Source organism: Erythrobacter sp. BLCC-B19, from assembly GCF_028621955.1.
GTDB lineage: Bacteria > Pseudomonadota > Alphaproteobacteria > Sphingomonadales > Sphingomonadaceae > Erythrobacter.
The window spans coordinates 1,205,757-1,222,604 of record NZ_CP117516.1; the positions used below are offsets into that span (position 1 = coordinate 1,205,757).

At 66.5% G+C, this 16,848-nt stretch carries 21 protein-coding genes; 9 read left to right on the top strand and 12 right to left on the bottom strand.

The window, feature by feature from the left end:
• Positions 1-145 precede the first annotated feature (145 nt).
• Both PS060_RS05520 and PS060_RS05525 read right to left on the bottom strand, forming a co-directional pair.
• Positions 146-904, bottom strand: a complete 759-nt coding sequence (locus PS060_RS05520) for a metallophosphoesterase family protein (protein ID WP_273986078.1) — start codon at positions 902-904, stop codon at positions 146-148.
• Positions 905-916: 12 nt separating this feature from the next.
• Complete coding sequence (locus PS060_RS05525) at positions 917-1,189, bottom strand: hypothetical protein (protein WP_273986080.1); 273 nt, start codon at positions 1,187-1,189, stop codon at positions 917-919.
• 249 nt (positions 1,190-1,438) lie between these two features.
• Here PS060_RS05525 and PS060_RS05530 point away from each other — a divergent pair, with 249 nt between their 5' ends.
• Positions 1,439-1,744, top strand: coding sequence for a UrcA family protein (locus tag PS060_RS05530; RefSeq protein ID WP_273986081.1), 306 nt, complete (start codon positions 1,439-1,441; stop codon positions 1,742-1,744).
• 288 nt (positions 1,745-2,032) lie between these two features.
• Here PS060_RS05530 and PS060_RS05535 read toward each other — a convergent pair whose 3' ends face one another.
• From PS060_RS05535 to fumC, 3 genes are all read right to left on the bottom strand, one after another.
• Positions 2,033-2,788, bottom strand: a complete 756-nt coding sequence (locus PS060_RS05535) for a LytR/AlgR family response regulator transcription factor (RefSeq protein ID WP_273986083.1) — start codon at positions 2,786-2,788, stop codon at positions 2,033-2,035.
• Positions 2,781-4,007: a sensor histidine kinase gene (locus PS060_RS05540; RefSeq protein ID WP_273986085.1), complete on the bottom strand. Its 1,227-nt coding sequence runs from the start codon at positions 4,005-4,007 to the stop codon at positions 2,781-2,783. The genes PS060_RS05535 and PS060_RS05540 overlap by 8 nt, the downstream gene beginning before the upstream one ends.
• Positions 4,008-4,126: 119 nt before the next feature.
• On the bottom strand, positions 4,127-5,533 hold the full coding sequence (fumC, locus tag PS060_RS05545) for a class II fumarate hydratase (protein ID WP_443112415.1): 1,407 nt from the start codon (positions 5,531-5,533) through the stop codon (positions 4,127-4,129).
• 213 nt (positions 5,534-5,746) lie between these two features.
• Between fumC and PS060_RS05550 the strand changes: the two genes are divergently transcribed.
• The 5 genes from PS060_RS05550 (at position 5,747) to PS060_RS05570 (ending at position 10,979) form a co-directional block, all read left to right on the top strand.
• Positions 5,747-6,349 (top strand): protein-L-isoaspartate O-methyltransferase family protein, encoded by a 603-nt coding sequence (locus PS060_RS05550; protein ID WP_273986088.1) that lies wholly within the window; start codon positions 5,747-5,749, stop codon positions 6,347-6,349.
• Positions 6,350-6,351: 2 nt separating this feature from the next.
• Entirely contained in the window at positions 6,352-7,812 is a 1,461-nt protein-coding gene (locus tag PS060_RS05555; protein WP_273986854.1) for a TolC family outer membrane protein, read from the top strand.
• 64 nt (positions 7,813-7,876) lie between these two features.
• Entirely contained in the window at positions 7,877-8,371 is a 495-nt protein-coding gene (locus PS060_RS05560; protein ID WP_273986090.1) for a DUF2497 domain-containing protein, read from the top strand.
• A gap of 41 nt (positions 8,372-8,412) precedes the next feature.
• Complete coding sequence (locus PS060_RS05565; RefSeq protein WP_273986091.1) at positions 8,413-10,566, top strand: alpha/beta hydrolase family protein; 2,154 nt, start codon at positions 8,413-8,415, stop codon at positions 10,564-10,566.
• A gap of 14 nt (positions 10,567-10,580) precedes the next feature.
• A complete protein-coding gene (locus tag PS060_RS05570) occupies positions 10,581-10,979 on the top strand; it encodes a (2Fe-2S) ferredoxin domain-containing protein (RefSeq protein ID WP_273986855.1) in 399 nt (132 codons plus the stop codon).
• Here PS060_RS05570 and PS060_RS05575 read toward each other — a convergent pair.
• The gene (locus PS060_RS05575; protein WP_273986092.1) at positions 10,976-11,287 is read right to left on the bottom strand and encodes a hypothetical protein; all 312 of its coding nucleotides are present in this window, start codon (positions 11,285-11,287) and stop codon (positions 10,976-10,978) included. The genes PS060_RS05570 and PS060_RS05575 overlap by 4 nt on opposite strands.
• 137 nt (positions 11,288-11,424) lie before the next feature.
• On the opposite strand from PS060_RS05575, the gene PS060_RS05580 reads away from it, so the two are divergent.
• The 3 genes from PS060_RS05580 to xth are packed head-to-tail and all read left to right on the top strand — an operon-like array spanning position 11,425 to position 13,061.
• Entirely contained in the window at positions 11,425-11,856 is a 432-nt protein-coding gene (locus PS060_RS05580; RefSeq protein WP_273986093.1) for a CBS domain-containing protein, read from the top strand.
• Positions 11,857-11,895: 39 nt separating this feature from the next.
• Positions 11,896-12,228, top strand: a complete 333-nt coding sequence (locus PS060_RS05585; protein ID WP_273986094.1) for a HesB/IscA family protein — start codon at positions 11,896-11,898, stop codon at positions 12,226-12,228.
• A gap of 38 nt (positions 12,229-12,266) precedes the next feature.
• Entirely contained in the window at positions 12,267-13,061 is a 795-nt protein-coding gene (gene xth, locus PS060_RS05590; RefSeq protein ID WP_273986095.1) for an exodeoxyribonuclease III, read from the top strand.
• An 87-nt stretch (positions 13,062-13,148) separates the two neighbouring features.
• On the opposite strand, the gene PS060_RS05595 is transcribed toward xth, so the two are convergent.
• From PS060_RS05595 to dnaQ, 6 genes are all read right to left on the bottom strand, one after another.
• Positions 13,149-13,802 (bottom strand): cell wall hydrolase, encoded by a 654-nt coding sequence (locus tag PS060_RS05595; RefSeq protein WP_273986096.1) that lies wholly within the window; start codon positions 13,800-13,802, stop codon positions 13,149-13,151.
• A 193-nt stretch (positions 13,803-13,995) separates the two neighbouring features.
• The gene (locus tag PS060_RS05600; RefSeq protein WP_273986097.1) at positions 13,996-14,337 is read right to left on the bottom strand and encodes a DUF1491 family protein; all 342 of its coding nucleotides are present in this window, start codon (positions 14,335-14,337) and stop codon (positions 13,996-13,998) included.
• Complete coding sequence (locus PS060_RS05605) at positions 14,334-14,822, bottom strand: PaaI family thioesterase (RefSeq protein ID WP_273986099.1); 489 nt, start codon at positions 14,820-14,822, stop codon at positions 14,334-14,336. Before PS060_RS05605 ends, PS060_RS05600 begins: the two co-directional genes overlap by 4 nt.
• Before the next feature lie 15 nt (positions 14,823-14,837).
• Entirely contained in the window at positions 14,838-15,299 is a 462-nt protein-coding gene (locus PS060_RS05610; RefSeq protein ID WP_273986100.1) for a PTS sugar transporter subunit IIA, read from the bottom strand.
• A 176-nt stretch (positions 15,300-15,475) separates the two neighbouring features.
• Positions 15,476-16,042: a ribosome hibernation-promoting factor, HPF/YfiA family gene (hpf, locus tag PS060_RS05615; RefSeq protein ID WP_273986102.1), complete on the bottom strand. Its 567-nt coding sequence runs from the start codon at positions 16,040-16,042 to the stop codon at positions 15,476-15,478.
• A gap of 63 nt (positions 16,043-16,105) precedes the next feature.
• A complete protein-coding gene (dnaQ, locus tag PS060_RS05620) occupies positions 16,106-16,825 on the bottom strand; it encodes a DNA polymerase III subunit epsilon (RefSeq protein WP_273986103.1) in 720 nt (239 codons plus the stop codon).
• Positions 16,826-16,848: the final 23 nt, after the last annotated feature.

Consider the following 16,848-nt stretch of genomic DNA (forward strand, 5'->3'; position numbering starts at 1 on the left):
ACCGGACGCTGAAGCGGCGCGTCGCGGGCCAACAGGGCAGGGCAGGAGAGGGCCGGCACACCGCAAGCCTTCTCCGCCTGCGGCCGCCATTTCACCAACAAATCCTTAACGGCAGAAATAGAGAAAGGGTTAAACGCCGCCCCCGTCAGATTACCGGGGGTACGACCCCAATCAGCCGCAGGTGCGTCTCGATCACCCCGCCGGGCGCGCAGTCGATCACCCGCCAGCACGCAGGCGCATCGTGGCGCAGCCGGGTCGAGAGCGTGCCGGTGCCGATCGTGCGCATCACCTGCCCGCCCTTGCGGCGCTGCTCGTCGAACGGAACGTGGACATGGCCGGAGATGATCGCATGGGCGCCCGCCTCGGCGATCCGGGTGAAGGCTGTATCGCCTCCGATCGTCGGATTGCGGCGCTTGCCCGCAGGCCCAAGCAGCGGGTGATGCGCGATCACGATGATCGTGCGCGGATCACCCTTCAACGCCTCGAGCGCGGCGAGCGTTTCGCGCAAGGCGGCCGGTTTCACCACCCCGTCCGACCACGGAATCCGCGTTTGCGCGCGCACCGTGGTGCGCAGCGGCACCAGCACGACGTCGGGCGATTCAAACCCGCCCGCCACCGCCGCGCGCAGGCGCTCGAACCGGCGGAAGGGATCGGTGAAGCGCTCCCAAGGGTTGTAATAGGGCATATCGTGATTGCCCGGTTCGAGCACCACCGGCACGCCCAGCCCGGCAAACCACTCACGCGCGGCGGCATATTCGCGGCGCTTGGCGCGCTGGGTGAGATCGCCGGTGCACACCACAGCCGCGGGCCGCTCGGCCGCGACGGCGGCAGCGAGCGCATCGAGCGCGGCGCGATCCTCGGTGCCGAAATGCACGTCGCTGATGTGGAACAGGCGGGTGGTCATGGCACGTGTCCGTCAGATGCGCCGCGTCAGGATCAGCCAGGCGGCTCCGGCATTGCACGCCGTATAGATCGCATAGCCGAAAGCGGAAGCCGGCCAGCCCTTCACCGAAAGCATCAGCGCCACCAGCAGCACGGCAAATTCGCTCGCCAGCGCAGCCCGGCGGCCAAGCGTCTGGCTGATCTGCGGCAAACGCGCGAACAGCGGGTGTCCGCTTTCGAACACCGCCCGGTTGATCGCGAAATTGGCGATTCCCAGCACGAAGATGACGACCGTCGCCCAGTTCATGGGGCCAGTATGGCGCTGCGCCGGTCGATTGAAAACCGCCATTTGTCGCCGCTTTCGCGCCATTGGTCATCGCGACCCCCCGCCGGTCGGATGAGCGGACGGGGTTGATCGAAGGTCGCGTGAAGCCCCCGGCGCTGCGGCGTATCAAGGGTTCAGCAGGACGTCTGACAGTCCCCCCGGATCGGCCCCCTAACCCGATCTCAGGCCCCTGCCCAACGGAGGATGAGAGAGATGAAGCCCCTTGCGAAAATGATCACCCACAGCGTTGCCGCCCTCGGTCTGGCCGGCGCCGCACTCAGCCCCGCATTCGCGGGCAACGTCCAGACAACGACCATCAGCGTTACCACCGGCGACCTCGATCTCGGCACGGTCAAGGGCCAGAAGACCCTCGATGCCCGCGTCGAGAAGGCGGTGCGCTCCGTGTGCCGCACCACCAGCGTGACCACCGGTTCGCGGGTGATGAGCCAGGAGGCGCGCGCCTGCCTCGCCAAGGCCCGCTCCGACGCACGGCAACAGGTCGCAGTGCTGCTTTCCGACGAACGGCGCGGCGGCTGAACCGCCCGGCGATCCTGCGCTCCGGTCGCCCCGCAGCACCGGCAGGCGCAGCTGATACGGCCCGAACCCTTCCAGTCCCTGGGGTTCGGGCCGTTTTTTTATTTCGGGGGACTTATTGGTGGTGCAGGCCTCCCGGAGTCCTTGTTTTGCGATCGCGCTAGCGCGCGATGCATACCACCCGCCCCGCCTCCCCACCCGGCCACCAATAGTACCACTATGTTATGGTGGCCGGGTGGGGAGGCGGGGCGGGAGGTCTGCGCCACCGAAGGTGGCCGAAGACAAAAACCTCTACCGCCCGGCCATCGCCTTGACGCGCGCCAAATAGGTGCGGCCGATGCGCAGCGCCTCGCCGTTCACCAGCTCTGCCGACCACACGCCGAGCCCGTCGTGGCGCAAGCCCCGGATGTGGTCGCGGCGCAGGATCGTCGAGCGGTGGATGCGGATGAACTGTTCGGGATCGAGCCGCTCTTCCAGCCCCGCGATGGTCTGGAGCAGTAGATAGGACCGCCCGCTTTCCGCACCGCCGACATGGAGGCGCACATAGTCGCGCTCGGCGTCGATCTGGTGGACTTCGCTCACCGCGATGCGCAGCAGTTCGGAGCGGTGCGGCACCCACAGCTCGTCGAGATAGCGGCTCGCCTTGTTGCGACGCTGGCCGCGGCGGGCGACGGCACGTTCGATCGCGCGGGCGAGCCGGTCGGCAGAGACGGGCTTCAGGACATAATCGACCGCCTCCAGATCGAAGGCTTCGACCGCGAAATGATCATGCGCGGTCACGAAGATCACCACCGGCGACTGCGGCTGTTCGGCAAAGTGCCGCGCCACGCCCAGCCCGTCGAGTTCGGGCATGGTCATGTCGAGCAGCACCAGATCGGGGGTCAGCTTTTCAGCCAGGCGCAGGGCGGCGGCGCCATCGCTGGCGGTGCCGACCACGCGCACCTGCGGGATCTCGGCGCAGATCACCTGCACGCGCTCAACCGCGAGCGGCTCGTCATCGACGATCAGGGTTCTGAGGGCGGTGGTTTCGATGTCGGTCTCAGGCATGGCGGGGTCTCGACAGGGGGATACGGATTTCGGTGCAATAGCCGCCCGGCACAGGGGCGGAGACAAAGCCGATATCGGGGCCGAAGCGCGCCTCCAGCCGGTCACGCACATTGGCGAGCCCGATGCCGAAGCCGTGCCGCGTGCCCTGCGGCACGCCCGGGCCATCATCGCCGACGGTGATGACCAGCCGGTCGAACTCCTCGCGCGCCGCCATGGTGATCGTCACCGGGCGCGAGACGGGGGAGACAGCATATTTGACCGAGTTTTCGACCAGCGGTTGCAGGATCATGCCCGGCACACGGGCCTCTTCAAGGTCGGCGGGCAGATCGAACACGGTCACCAGCCGGGTGGGAAAGCGCACCGCCTCGATATCGAGATAGATCTTCTGGAGATCGAACTCGTCGCGCAGGGCGACATCGGCGGTCGGCTCGTTGGCGAGGCTGTGGCGATAGAAACGGCTGATCGTCTGGATCATCCGCTCGGCGCTGTCGGTCTTGCCGGTCATCACCAGCGCCGAGAGCGAATTCAGGGTGTTGAACAGGAAATGCGGGTTCACCTGATAGCGCAAGCTGCGCAATTCGGCAGCCTTGGCGGCAGAGCGGAACTGTTCCTCGCGCTGCTGTGATGCGCGCGCCTGCACGCCTGCCAGCAACGCGAAATAGGTCGAGGCCCAGGCCAGCAGCAGGAAGTAGCGCCCCAGCGCCACGTCGAGCAGCTTGCGCCAGAAATCGCTCGCCGTCTCGGCCGGTTCGATGATCACCGATTGCGTCGCGCCGGCCGCATCGCCCTGTTGCACCGGCACTTCGACCAGCAGATTGCCGCTCTCGTCGCGGCGCAGGTTGAGGTTGTTCTTCTGGGCATAGGCCTGCTCCATCGCCGGGGAGAGGTCCTTGAACACCCAGTAATTGACCTGCCCGATCGCCAGCGCCACCGGCAGGGCCAGCACGATCGCGGCGGAAATCTTGAGCCACAGCGCGCGGTTGTCGAACAGGCGCAGCAGCAACCAGAGCACCAGCGTGAAGCCGACGCCGATCGCGGTGACCAGCAGCCGCCGCCAGCCGAGCTCGAACTGGAGGCCGAAATCCATCACCAGGCTGCGCACCGTGGTGAGGACGAAATAGGTCGCCCACAGCACCGCCATCGAGACCAGCACGGTGCGGAAGGACACGGTAGCCGGGGCTTCCGCCGCGACAGGTTCGCTGAAATTGTGTGTCGACATTATGCCGATCACCGATACCGCGCCCGCCCGGTGATGGGAACCGGGCGGGGCGCATATCGTCGGGCCGTCTCAAGCCTTGGTCGAATGATGAACAGCCGTTCAGGATCGACCAACGTTGTTTAATCCCGCGGCTTGATCATGTCGGAGGGCACAACCCACTGCGCAAACTGCTCTTCGGTCAGCAGGCCGAGCGCCAGTGCGGATTCCTTCAGCGTCGTGCCTTCCGCGTGCGCCTTCTTGGCGATCTTGGCGGCGTTGTCGTAGCCGATGTGCGGGTTCAGCGCCGTCACCAGCATCAGGCTTTCGTTGAGCAGCTGGGTGATGCGGGTGGTGTTCGCCTCGATCCCGACAACGCAATTGTCGGTGAAGGCATGGGCGGCATCGCCGATCAGCTTCATCGACTGGAGCACGTTGTAGATGATCACCGGCTTGAACACGTTGAGTTCCAGATGCCCGTGCGACCCGGCGACCGTCACCGCGACGTGATTGCCCATTACCTGCGCGGCGACCATGGTCATTGCCTCGCACTGGGTCGGGTTGACCTTGCCCGGCATGATCGAGGAGCCGGGTTCGTTCGCGGGCAGGCTCAGCTCGCCAAGGCCCGAGCGGGGGCCGGAGCCCAGCAGGCGGATGTCGTTGGCGATCTTCATCAGGCTGACCGCGAGCACATTCAATGCGCCCGACATCTCGACCATCGCATCATGCGCGGCGAGGGCTTCGAACTTGTTGGGCGCGGTCACGAAAGCGTGGCCGGTCTCGGCCGCGACTTCGGCAGCGAAGGCGGTATCGAATCCGACCTTGGCGTTGATCCCGGTGCCGACCGCCGTGCCGCCCTGTGCCAGTTCCAGCACGCGCGGTAGCGCGGCTTCGACACGCGCAATCCCGTATTCGACCTGCTTTGCGTAGCCAGAGAACTCCTGCCCCAGCGTCATCGGGGTCGCATCCTGCAAGTGGGTGCGGCCGATCTTCACCAGCGGGGCGAACTCGGCCGCCTTGGCGTCCAGCGCTCCGTGGAGCTTCTTCAAGGCCGGAATCAGATGGTCCAGCGCCTCGACCGCCGCGGCAATGTGCATGGCGGTGGGGAAGGTGTCGTTCGACGACTGGCCCATGTTGCAGTGGTCATTGGGGTGGACGGGCGTCTTTCCGCCCTTCTTGCCGGTGAGGATCTCGTTCGCGCGGCTCGCGATCACCTCGTTAGCGTTCATGTTCGACTGGGTGCCGCTGCCGGTCTGCCACACCACCAGCGGGAACTGGTCGGCGAGCGTCCCGTCGATCACCTCGCGCGCGGCCTGGACGATCGCCTCGCCGATTCCGGCATCGAGCACGCCGAGCTTCATGTTGGCCTTGGCTGCCGAGAGCTTCTGCACGCCCAGCGCGCGGACGAGCGCGGGGGGCATCTTTTCGCCGCCGATCGGGAAGTTGACGATCGAGCGCTGCGTCTGCGCGCCCCAGTGCATATTCGCCGGAACCGCCACTTCACCCAGCGAATCGGTCTCGATCCGCACGTCACCGCTTGCTGCCGTCATGTCACTCATCGAAGCCATCCCTCACTAAGTCGAATTGCACGCCACAGGTTTTGGCGCTCCCCTAAGCCCCAGCGCGGGCGCGGTCAAAGGCGTAAAATCGCGAGTCCATGATGGCGGCGATTGCGGGCAAAAGCCTTGGAAGGCAGCCTCCACGCGTTTAAGGAGAGGGTTGACCAGCTGTATTGCGATACTAATACAGTAACCCGAGAAACGATGAGCACCATGACAACCACCCTTCCCGACACCCAGATCGCCCGCCGCGCGATGATCGACAGCCAGCTGCGCACCAGCGGCGTCAACGAGGAATATGTGCTGGCACGGATGCTGGCCGTCCCGCGCGAAGAGTTCCTGCCCGCCGCCAAGCTCGCACAGGCCTATACCGACCGGGCGATTGCGCTGGGTGAGGGCGGCCATCTCGCCGCACCGCTGTTCTATGGCAAGCTGCTGCTCGAAGCCGCGCCTGCGCCCGACACGCGCGTCCTGGTCGTGAGCGGCGGCACCGGCTACCTTGCCGCGCTGCTGCGCCCGCTGGTCGCCAGCCTCACCGAAATCACCGCCGCTGACGCCGCCACGGCATCCGGCACCGGCAGCTTCGATCTGATCGTCATCGACGGCGCGATCGAGCAGCTGCCCGACACGCTTGCCGCGCAGCTGGCCGAGAACGGCCGGATCGTCACCGGGCTGGTGCTGCGCCAGGTCACCCGGCTCGCCGCGGGCCGCAAGATCGCGGGCGCCGTCAACCTGCAACCGATCGAAGACCTCGGCATCCCGGTGCTCCACGCCTTCGACGCGCCCAAGGGCTGGACATTCGCGTGACCCTGACCCGCGCCTCCGTCGCTCTGGCCGCATCGGCAAGCCTGCTTGCGCTGGCATCGCCCGCTCAGGCCGACAATCTGCGCGAGGCGCTGGCGGAAGCCTATGCCACCAACCCCACGCTCGAAGCCGCGCGCGCCAACCAGCGCGCGACCGATGAGGGCGTGCCGATTATCCGCGCACAGGGCATCCCCTCGGCCAATATCACCGCGACCCATATCGAATTCGTCCAGCAATCGGCCAACGCCTTCACCGCGCCCGAACGTAACCTCAGCGTTGCCGCACAGGTGCTGGTGCCGGTCTATTCGGGCGGGGCGGTGCGCAATTCGATCGCCGCTGCCAAGGAACGGGTCGAGGCCGGGCAGGCCGACCTGCGCAACACCGAAAGCGCGGTCTTCAGCCAGGTTGTCGCGGCCTATATGGACGTGCTGCGCACCGAGGCGCTGGTGGCGCTGGCGACCAACAATGTCGCCGTGCTGCGCACCAATCTCGAGGCGACCTCCGACCGCTTCCAGATCGGCGATCTCACCATCACCGATGTCGCCCAGTCGCGCAGCCGCCTTGCCGTGGCCGAGGGTGACTTGCAGACGGCCGAGGCCAACCTGATCGCCGCGCGGGAAAACTATATCCGCCGTGTCGGCCGCGCGCCGGGCGAGCTCGAACCGCCGCCGCCGCTGCCGGGCCTTCCCGCCACCGTGGGCGAGGCGATTGTCAGCGCGCTCGAAAACAACCCCAATCTCGAAGCGACCCGGCAGCTTGCCGAAGCCGCCGGGTTCGACACCAAGGTCGCGGGCGCTGGCCGCCTGCCGACTGTCGGCCTGTTCGTGAACGGCGAATACAGCGATTTCTACGGCACGCTGGGCGGCCCGGTGGCGGCGCAGTTCGCCCAGAGCGAGAAGACCGCCAACGCGGGCGTGCGCGTCACCATCCCGCTGTTTCAGGGCGGCCTTCCCGCCGCCCGCCAGCGTCAGGCCGGCGCGCGCGAGAGCGTGGCGCTGGAAAACGTCATCGCGGCCGAGCGCGAGATCATCGCCGAAACCCGCTCGACCTACGCCAACTGGCAGGCCGCCAATGCCGTCATCAAGAGCGCGCAGGCCGCGGTCGAAGCCGCCGAGCTCAGCCTTGAAGGCGTGCGCGCCGAACAGTCGATCGGCAACCGCACCGTGATCGAAGTGCTCAATGCCGAACAGGAACTGGTGGTCGCCCGCGCCCAGCTGGTGACCGCGCGGCGCAACGCCTATGTCGCCGGATTCGCGCTGCTGGCGCTGATGGGCAAGGCCGAGGCGCGCGATCTCAACCTCGATGCGGGCGGCGTGCTGTATGATCCGCAGGTCAACGCCGACCGGGTCAGCAGCAAGATGTGGGACTGGGACCGCGATCCCGAACCCGCCCCGAAATCGACCAGAACCGTTGACATTCCCCCTGCCAAGGCAACAATCGGCCCGCAATTGCTGCCCGGCGAGTGATTCCGATCCCGATTCGGGACAGGCCGGGTAGAGTGAAACGGGGCGAATGATGGGCCAAGACGCCATGAATCAGTCTGGGGAGGCATCGGTCGAGGAAATCCTCGAATCGATCAAGAAGGTGATCGCACGCGACAATCGGGTCGGCGCGCTTGAAGCGCGGCGTCGCCGGATGCTGGTGACCGATGAACCCGAAGCCGCCCCCGCCCCGCTCGCTCGCACCCATCAGGTGCGCGATGCGGAAGACGTGCTCGATCTCGGCGCGATGGAGGTCGAGGCCGAAGCTCCGGCCATGCCGATGGCCGAGACCGAAGCCGACGAATCCCCGCTGATCGCCGACACCGTGCGCGATGCGATGCAGGAAAACCTCGCCGCGCTCGCCATGCTGGCCGAACCGCCCGCGCGCCCGCAGATCGTGCGTTCGGGCGAAACCTCACTGGAAGGCCTGACCCGCGAATTGCTCCGCCCGATGCTGGCCGAATGGCTGGAGGCGAACCTGCCCGCAATGGTCGAGCAACTGGTGCAGGCCGAAATCGCCCGGATCGTCGGCAAGCGCCGCTAAGCTCTGGCGTCAGGCGGGCGGGCGGGCTAATCCCGCTGGCCATGCGAAACATTCTTGCTTTCGGCGCGCTTGTCGCCGCTGTCGCCCTGTCCGCCACGCCGCTGGCTGCGCAGGATGCCCCCTCGCCTGCGATCCCCGGCCTCGCCCACCCGCCGATGAGCGCGCAGGATCTGGTGACGCTCCCCCGCCTTGGTGCTCCTGCGGTGAACGCGGCGGGGACGATGGCGGTTTACAGCGTCACCGTGACCGATCCGGAGACGCTGAAGCGCTCGCCGAGGCATTATCTGCTCGACCTCACCAAGCCGGGGGCCGCGCCCGTCGAGATGGAGGCCCTCATCGCCTCCGATCTTGCCTTCGGGCCGGACGGCTATCTCTATTTCCTCAGCGACGCCGCGCCGGAAGAGGGCGGGCTCGAAGTCAGCCGGGTGTGGCGCATGAAGGTTTGGCCCGATGGGCGGATCGGCATTCCCGAGGTGGTCGCCGGGTTCGACACCAACATCGCCGGGTTCAAGCTCGCCCCCAACGGCAGCGCCATTGCGATCTGGGGCGAAATCCCGCGCGATTGCCCGACCTTCGGCTGTGCCGACGCCAAGCCCGCGCACCTGCCCGGCCCCGGCACCGGCAGGCTCTATGATGCCAAGGACGGCTTCGTGCGTCACTGGGACCGCTGGGCCACCCCCGGCATCCACAACCGCATCTTCACCTTCCCGCTGGTGAATGGCGTGGCCCAAGGCGAGGGCCAGCCTGTCGATGGCAAGGACCCTGCCACCGGCATCACCGCCGACAGCCCGACCCTGCCCTTTGGCGGGGGCGAGGAAATCGCCTTCGCGCCCGACGGCAAGACGCTCTATTTCACCGCGCGGCTCTCCAACGCGGCCGAGCCGACCTCGACCAATCTCGACATCTACGCCGCGGACCTCTCGGGCAACGCGCCGCAATTGGTCAGCATCGGCAACGAAGCGACCGACACCACCCCGGTGCCTTCGCCCGATGGCCGCTATCTCGCGTGGCTGGCGATGGATCGTCCGACCTACGAGGCGGATCGGCTTTCTGTCCGGCTGATGGACCTCAAGACCGGCGCGGTGAAGAAGCTGACCGAGAGCGTCGATCTCTCCTTCGCCAGCCTCGCCTGGGCCGCCGATGGCAAGAGCCTGATCGCCACCGCGCAAAAGGTGCTCGATACGCCAGCCTTCCGCATCGATGTGGCGAGCGGCAAGGTGACCGAACTCAACCTGATGGCGGGCAATGAGGCGCATATCGCCAATCTCGTGCCGCTGCCGGGAGGCCGCGCGCTCTTCACCCGCGATTCGCTGGGGTTGCCGCCCGAACTCTACCTGTCCGACGGCATGGGGCAGGCACGCCCGCTGACCGATGTCGCCACCACCCGCATGGGCGCGATGGCGAACATCGTCACCCGCCGCTTCAGCTTTGCCGGCGCGAACGGGGAGACGGTGTGGGGCCAGATCACGCGGCTTGCCGACCAGACCGGGCCGATCCCGGCGCTGCTCTATATCCACGGCGGGCCGCAGGGCAGCTATAACGACAGCTGGTCGACCCGCTGGAACCCGCGCGTCACCGCGTCGCAGGGCTACGCCGTGATCTCGATCGATTTCCACGGCTCGACCGGATACGGGCAGGCCTTCACCGATGCGATCAACAAGGACTGGGGCGGCGGCCCGCTTGAGGACTTGCAGAAGGGCTTCGAGGCCGCGATCGCGCTCGACACCCAGATCGACGGCACCCGCGCCTGCGCGATGGGCGCGAGCTATGGCGGCTACATGATCAACTGGATCGCCGGGAAATGGCCCGAGCGCTTCAAGTGCCTCGTCAACCACAACGGGTTGTTCGACAACCGCGCCTTTGCCCATTCCACGGAAGAACTGTGGTTCCCGCACTGGGATTTCGGCGGCTCCTATGAAGAAGCGCGCGAGACCTACGAGAAATGGAACCCCGCCAACCACGTCGGCAACTGGAAAACCCCGATGCTGGTGGTGCTGGGCGAGAAGGACTTCCGCGTGCCCTATACCCAGGGCCTCGGTGCCTTCACCATCCTGCGCCAGCGCGGAATCCCGGCGCAATTGCTGGTCTTCCCTGACGAGAACCACTGGGTGCTCGGCGCGAAGAACTCGCTGCAATGGCACAACACCGTGTTCGCGTGGCTCGATCGCTGGCTGAAGCAGGAGCAGCCTGAGTGACCCGCGACGAGGATCTGCTCTGCGCACAGACCAACCTCGCCCGGCATTTCGGCGATCCGGCCAAGGGCACGGCGATCACCCGCCACATCATGCTCTGCGCGCTGTCGGAGAAGCAGAAATGCTGCTCGCGCGAGGCGGGGGAGGAGGCGTGGGGCTTCCTCAAGTCGCGCCTGAAAGAACTGGGTCTCGTCGGCCCGCAGCGCTCCGATGACAGCGCGCGCGGCGCAGGCGGCGGGGTGCAGCGCACCAAGGCGGACTGCCTGCAACTCTGCGCCGCAGGGCCGATCGCGGTCGTGTGGCCGGAGGGGGTATGGTACCACTCGTGCAGCCCCGCGGTGCTCGAACGGATCATTCAGGAGCACCTGATCGGCGGCGTGCCGGTGGCGGAATTCCGGCTGCATCCGGCGGGTTAATCCTCGCCCGGGCTCCAGAACTCGTCCTTGCCGGGCAGCTGGTTATCGACCGATTCGTCGTGCCCCGTGCCGTTGGAGAGGAACACCAGCCCCATCAGCCCGCCGCCCAGCAGCATCGTCAGGCTGATCCCCAGCGCCACCGCGATGTAGAAATGCACCGAAATCATGCCGTTGAAGGCGAACAGCAGGCCCATCGCGATAGCCACCACCAGCACCGTCGCCGCCAGCAGCCAGCGCATGATCTGGCGGTAGCGCGCCCAGGCGTGGGCGGCGTTCACGGGATCGTCGAGCGGGGACTTGCGGGTCATACCGCAGCCATGCCGCGCCAACGGCCCCTTGGCAACGCGCGAAAGCTGCAAGTCGCGGTTCGCAGGGTGCAAGTCACCGATTCGCCTTTTGCCCGAATCCGTGTCATTTTCTCATCCTGAGAGAGTGGGAGAATGCCATGACCATTGCCCGTATCATCGCCCAGCGCGGCCCTTCCGACATCATCGCCTGCGACGTCAGCACGCCCGTGTCCGAGGTGGTGCAGACCCTCGCGACCCGGCGCATCGGCGCGCTGCCGGTGCTGCGGGATGGGCGGGTGGTCGGCATCGTGTCGGAACGCGACGTGATCTACCGCCTCGCCGACCGGGGCAAGGAGTGCCTCGATGTCGCGGTCGAGGATATCATGACCTCGCCCGCCGTCACGGTCGAACCCGGCACTACGGTGGACGAAGCGCTGGGCATGATGACCCGCCGCCGCTTCCGCCACTTCCCGGTGGTCGAGGACGGCGCGCTGGTCGCCTTCATCTCGATCGGCGATCTGGTGAAGCACAAGATGGACGAAGTGCAGCACGAGGCCGAAGCGCTGCGCAATTACATTCAGGCGGTGTGACGGGTTGAGAACCGCCCCCGCGCGCCCTAGATTGCTACCATGAGCGCCGAGCCCCTGATCCTCACCCCGTCTGCCGCCAAGCGCGTGGCCTTCATCGCCAGCAAGCAATCGCGCCCCGCGATCCTGCGCCTTGCGGTCGAGGGGGGGGGCTGTTCGGGCTTCCAGTACAAGTTCGATCTGGCCGACAGCGCCGAGGCGGATGATTCCGTCTCCGAAACCGACGGCGTCAAGCTGGTGGTCGATCCGGTCAGCCTCGATCTGATTGCGGGCAGCACGGTCGATTTCGTCGAATCGCTCGGCGGCGCGGCCTTCAAGGTCGAAAATCCGCAGGCCGCCGCCGGATGCGGCTGCGGGGCGAGTTTCGGGATTTAGGTTAGACCCGCGCTGCGGATTGCGGCACAAGCGCGCGCATGAAAATCGCCACCTTCAACATCAACGGCATCAAGGCGCGCGGCCCGCGTCTGATCGAATGGCTCGAAGAAACCCGCCCCGCGGTCGCCTGCTTGCAGGAGATCAAGACGCAGGACGAGGGCTTTCCGGCCGCCGATTTCGAGGCGATCGGCTATTCCGCGATCTGGCATGGGCAGAAGAGCTTCAACGGGGTGGCGATCCTCGCCGATACGCGCGCAGGCTATACCCTCACCGAAGTGCAGCGCGGGCTGGGCATTCCGGGGCCGAACGAGAGTGACGAGGAGCAGGCGCGTTACCTTGAGGCGGATGTCTCGGGCATCCGCATCGCCTGCCTCTACCTGCCCAACGGCAACCCGCATCCGGGGCCGAAGTTCACCTACAAGCTGGCGTGGATGGCGAAGCTGCGGGAGCGGATGGCGCAGATCTGGGCGGAGGAAGTGCCCGCCGTGGTGCTCGGCGATTTCAACGTGATCCCGCATGACGACGATGTGTGGTCAGTCAAGGCGATGCAGGACGACGCGCTGATGCAGCCCGAGAGCCGCGCCGCCTATGCGCGCTTCCTCGCCGATGGCTGGACCGACGCGATCCGCACCCACAACCCGCGCGGGGGCGTGTGGACCTATTGGGACTATCAGGCGGGCGCCTGGCAGCGCGATCACGGGTTCCGGATCGACCACATCCTCTTGTCGCCCGAATGCGCCGACCGGTTGGAGGCCTGCGGCGTCGACAAGGCCTATCGCGGCCGCGAGAAGGCCAGCGATCACACGCCGGTTTGGGTGCGGCTCAGGGCCTAATCAGCCAAAAGGCGGTGATCGGCGCGCAGCGCCGCGAGGGCGACCGCCCGCCCGCAGCGACGCGCCCGCAGGGCGTGTGAGCGAGGATCACCTATAGAAAATATGCGTGTCGATCTGGGCGAGGCGCGTCTTGGTGCGGCTCCAGCTCGGGCGGACGCGGGTGGCGTGGAAGAACACTGCGTCTTCGGCAGGCGATTCCCACAGGCCTTGATGCGCGATCTGCGCGATCGCGACAGCGCGGTCCCAGGCTGCGGTGCCTTCGCGCACAGCCGGCATCCGGGTTCCACGCATGAAGGAGAACTGGCCCGGCTGCGCCACCACACCGCAATAGGAGCGCGGGAAGCGGCCATCCTCGGTGCGGTTGATGATGACCTGCGCCACGGCCAGCTGGCCTGCGAGTTCCTCGCCGCGAGCCTCGAAATAGACCGCGCCCGCAAGGCAGCGCAGTTCATCATTCATCGGCGTGTCGGTGTCGACCATGCCGACCAGCTCGGTCAGCGATCCGGCTTCGGTGAGGGTGGGGGTGGGGGCATCGGTGCTGGCAGCCAGCGGCTGCACGACCGGTTCGGACACGTAGGCGATGTCCTCAGGAACCAGCTCGGCATCCGGCATCAGAGCGGGCGCGGTGATCTGGTCGGGGGCGGCTTGCGCCAGAGCGGCGGTGTCACGGCCGCTGGGAAACAGAGTGGTTGCGATGGCCAAACCGGCAATCGCGGCAATCGTGGCAGTCTTGCGACTCATGAAACATACAAATCGGGCGGTGAGCGCGCGCTGGCGCAGGCGGGAACCGTGATCCCATCGCTGAGGATGTGGGAGGTTCGCAAAAGCCTGCCGGCCGCTCCCCGTCTGCGTGCTGGTGATGCGGCCGAATTGCCGCGGCTTGCCAGCCTGCGCTTACGAAGTCGCGGGGCCGTTAGCCGGATTGCCGTTTACGTCAACGCAATTCGTCGAGCTGTGCGACGAAGCGTTCGGGATCCGCGATATCCACCTCGATCAGCCAGCAATCTGCGTCCTGACGGCGGCGGCGGGCCAGATATTCGGAAAATTCTTTCGGATTTTCATTGTCTTCCCGCTTTGCAGCAACAAACTTGCGGGTTCCGTCCAGCTGCGGCATCCTTTCGTAAAGCACGCCGCCATGCCCGCGACACAGCGTTACCAGAAGGATCGTGCCCGCATCATGCTCGCCCTTGGCCAGCACGGTCGCGAATCCGCCCTGCGCCTCGGCCAGCCGCACAATCGCGCTCGCCTCAAGGTGGGCGGGCAGTCGCGCGGTCATAGAACCGAGGGGCCACCCGCCGCATATCCGGGGAGGCTGGAGAGCGGGATGCGGCTTTTCATGAAGGTGCCGGTGCCGCGCCCGATCTCGTCGCCTTCTTCATCCACCAACCGCGCCTCGGCGACGAACACCCGGCGGCGACCGCTGACCCAGTGGCCCTCGGCGGTAACCTGACCCGCGCGCACGGGCTTCGAAAAGAACAGGTTGAAGCTGGTGGTCAGCAGGAAACGGTCGGTCACCAGCGAATTGGCGGCATAGAAGGCCGCATCGTCGAGCATCTTGAAATAGATCGTCCCGTGCGCCGCGCCGGCTGCGTGGTAATCCTCGGGGGTGACGGTGAAGGTCAGCCGCGATCGGCCCTCGGCGGGGATGTGCAGCTGGCTCGCGAACTTGGCGTTGACCGGCGCGGAGGCATAGAGCCGTTCGAGCGCCCGGTAATGCTGGTCAGCGCCGCTCGCCGGGGGGATTACGTCACTGGCAGCCATGGCAGGTGGATCGGATCAGGCCGCGTCGCGCAGGAACTGGTTGGTCAGCAGCGCATAGGCCGCCTCGGTCGTCGGCGCATCGGCGAGCATCTGGAGCATCGCCTCGTCGCGCGTGAGGCGCGAGATCGCGGCGAGCGCGTGGAGGTGCGTCGCCCCGGCATTCTCGGGCGAGACCAGCCCGCACACCAGCACCACGGGCCGCGCATCGGCGGCGGCGAAGTCGATCGGCTGTTCGAGCCGGATCAGCGCGAGGCTGGGGCGGCGGATGTCCTTGCTGCGGCAATGCGGGATCGCCACCCCTCGCCCGAACCCGGTGCTGCCGAGCGCCTCGCGTGCCTCGAGGTTTTCGAGCACCTCGCTCTCGTCCAGCCCATAGGCCTCTGCCAGCAGCTGCGCCGTGCGCGCGAGCACCTTGGGCTTGGAATCGAGCCGGGCAAAGGCAATCGCCTGCGGTGAAAGGGCCAGATTGACGTCCATGAAACTTCGAATCCCGATCGAATGCGCCCGTATTGGCGATGATCCGGTCCGGTCATGCTTCCACTCGAAGCATCGCCGGGCCGGGGCGGTGCCCCCTCCTGCTACCGCCGCCTGGATCGCTGGTTGATGGCCCGCGCCGAAGGAGACCTTCCCCTACGGCATGGGCCATCTCGACCCTATTTCGGCTCAACCCAACCGATCGAGCCATCGGCACGCCGATAAACCATATTATGCCGTCCGGTGCCAGCATTTTTGAAAAACAGCGCCCCGGTGTTCCTGAGATCGAGCATCATCACCGCGTCGGCAACCGTGGCGGTGGGGATGTCGACACGGGTTTCCGCGATCACCAGCGGGGCATCGGCGACGACTTCCTCTTCCTCGTCCTCCTCGACCGCGAAGATGGTGTAGGCCGCCTCTTCCTCGCCGCGCGCGTGATCGGCCTGTTCGTGGCGGTCGGTCAGGCGGCGCTTGTAGCGGCGGAGCTGCTTCTCGATCTTGGCCACGGCATCGTCAAAGGCAACGTGGACATCATGCGCGGATCCTTGCGCCTTGAGGATCAGGCCTTGCATCACATGGGTGACGATGTCGCAGGTGAAGGCTCCCGCAGGCGCCTTGCCGAAGGTCACGTGGCTCGACAGCGCGCGGTCGAAATACTTGTCGACGATCGCGCCGAGGCGATCCGAGGCGTGAGCCTGAAGTGCGCTGCCGGTGTCCAGCTGGTGGCCCGAAATCCGAATGTCCATGTAGCAAAGTCCTCCCGTCCAGGTTGAGGATCCCAAAGTGAGCAAGCGGGGGCGCCAAAGGCCTCAGCGCGTCCAGATTGCGTCGGTTATTCCCGCGATGAAAGCGGCATGACGTTCCAGCTCCTCCGGGCTGGCAACATGAGGGCGAGGTTCCCGCCGCGGCTTGTCCACCGGCGGGCGGTGCCAGGGCATATTGCCCGGCTGAGGGGCAGCGCCGGCGGTATCGGCCGGGCCGGGCGCAGCGGCATCATCGACCAGGCCAAGCCCGATCTGCCGCCCGCCGGTGAGTTCGACATAGACCTGCGCCAGCAGTTCGGCATCAAGCAGCGCGCCGTGCTTGACCCGGTGGCTCCGGTCGATCCCGTAACGGGTGCACAGCGCATCGAGGCTGAGTTTCGCGCCGGGGTGCTTCTTGCGCGCGATGGCGACCGTATCGACCATCCGCTCCATGCTGATGGGGGTGCGCCCGACCAGCTCCAGCTCGTTGTTGAGGAAGCCGAAATCGAACCCGGCATTGTGGGCGACAAGGTTGGAATCGCCAAGAAATTCCAGCAGCTCGTCCGCCGTTTCGGCAAAGCGCGGCTTGGTGGCGAGGAAGGCGGCGGAGAGACCATGCACCCGCTCGGCCTCGATCGGCATATCACGGTCGGGGTTGAAATAGGCGTGGAAGGTGCGGCCCGTTTCCACCCGGCCGACCATTTCGACACAGCCGATTTCCACCATGCGATCCCCGGTCTTGGGGTCGAGCCCGGTGGTTTCGGTGTCGAAAATGACCTCACGCATTTGCAGGACTATCCTCCCTCAAT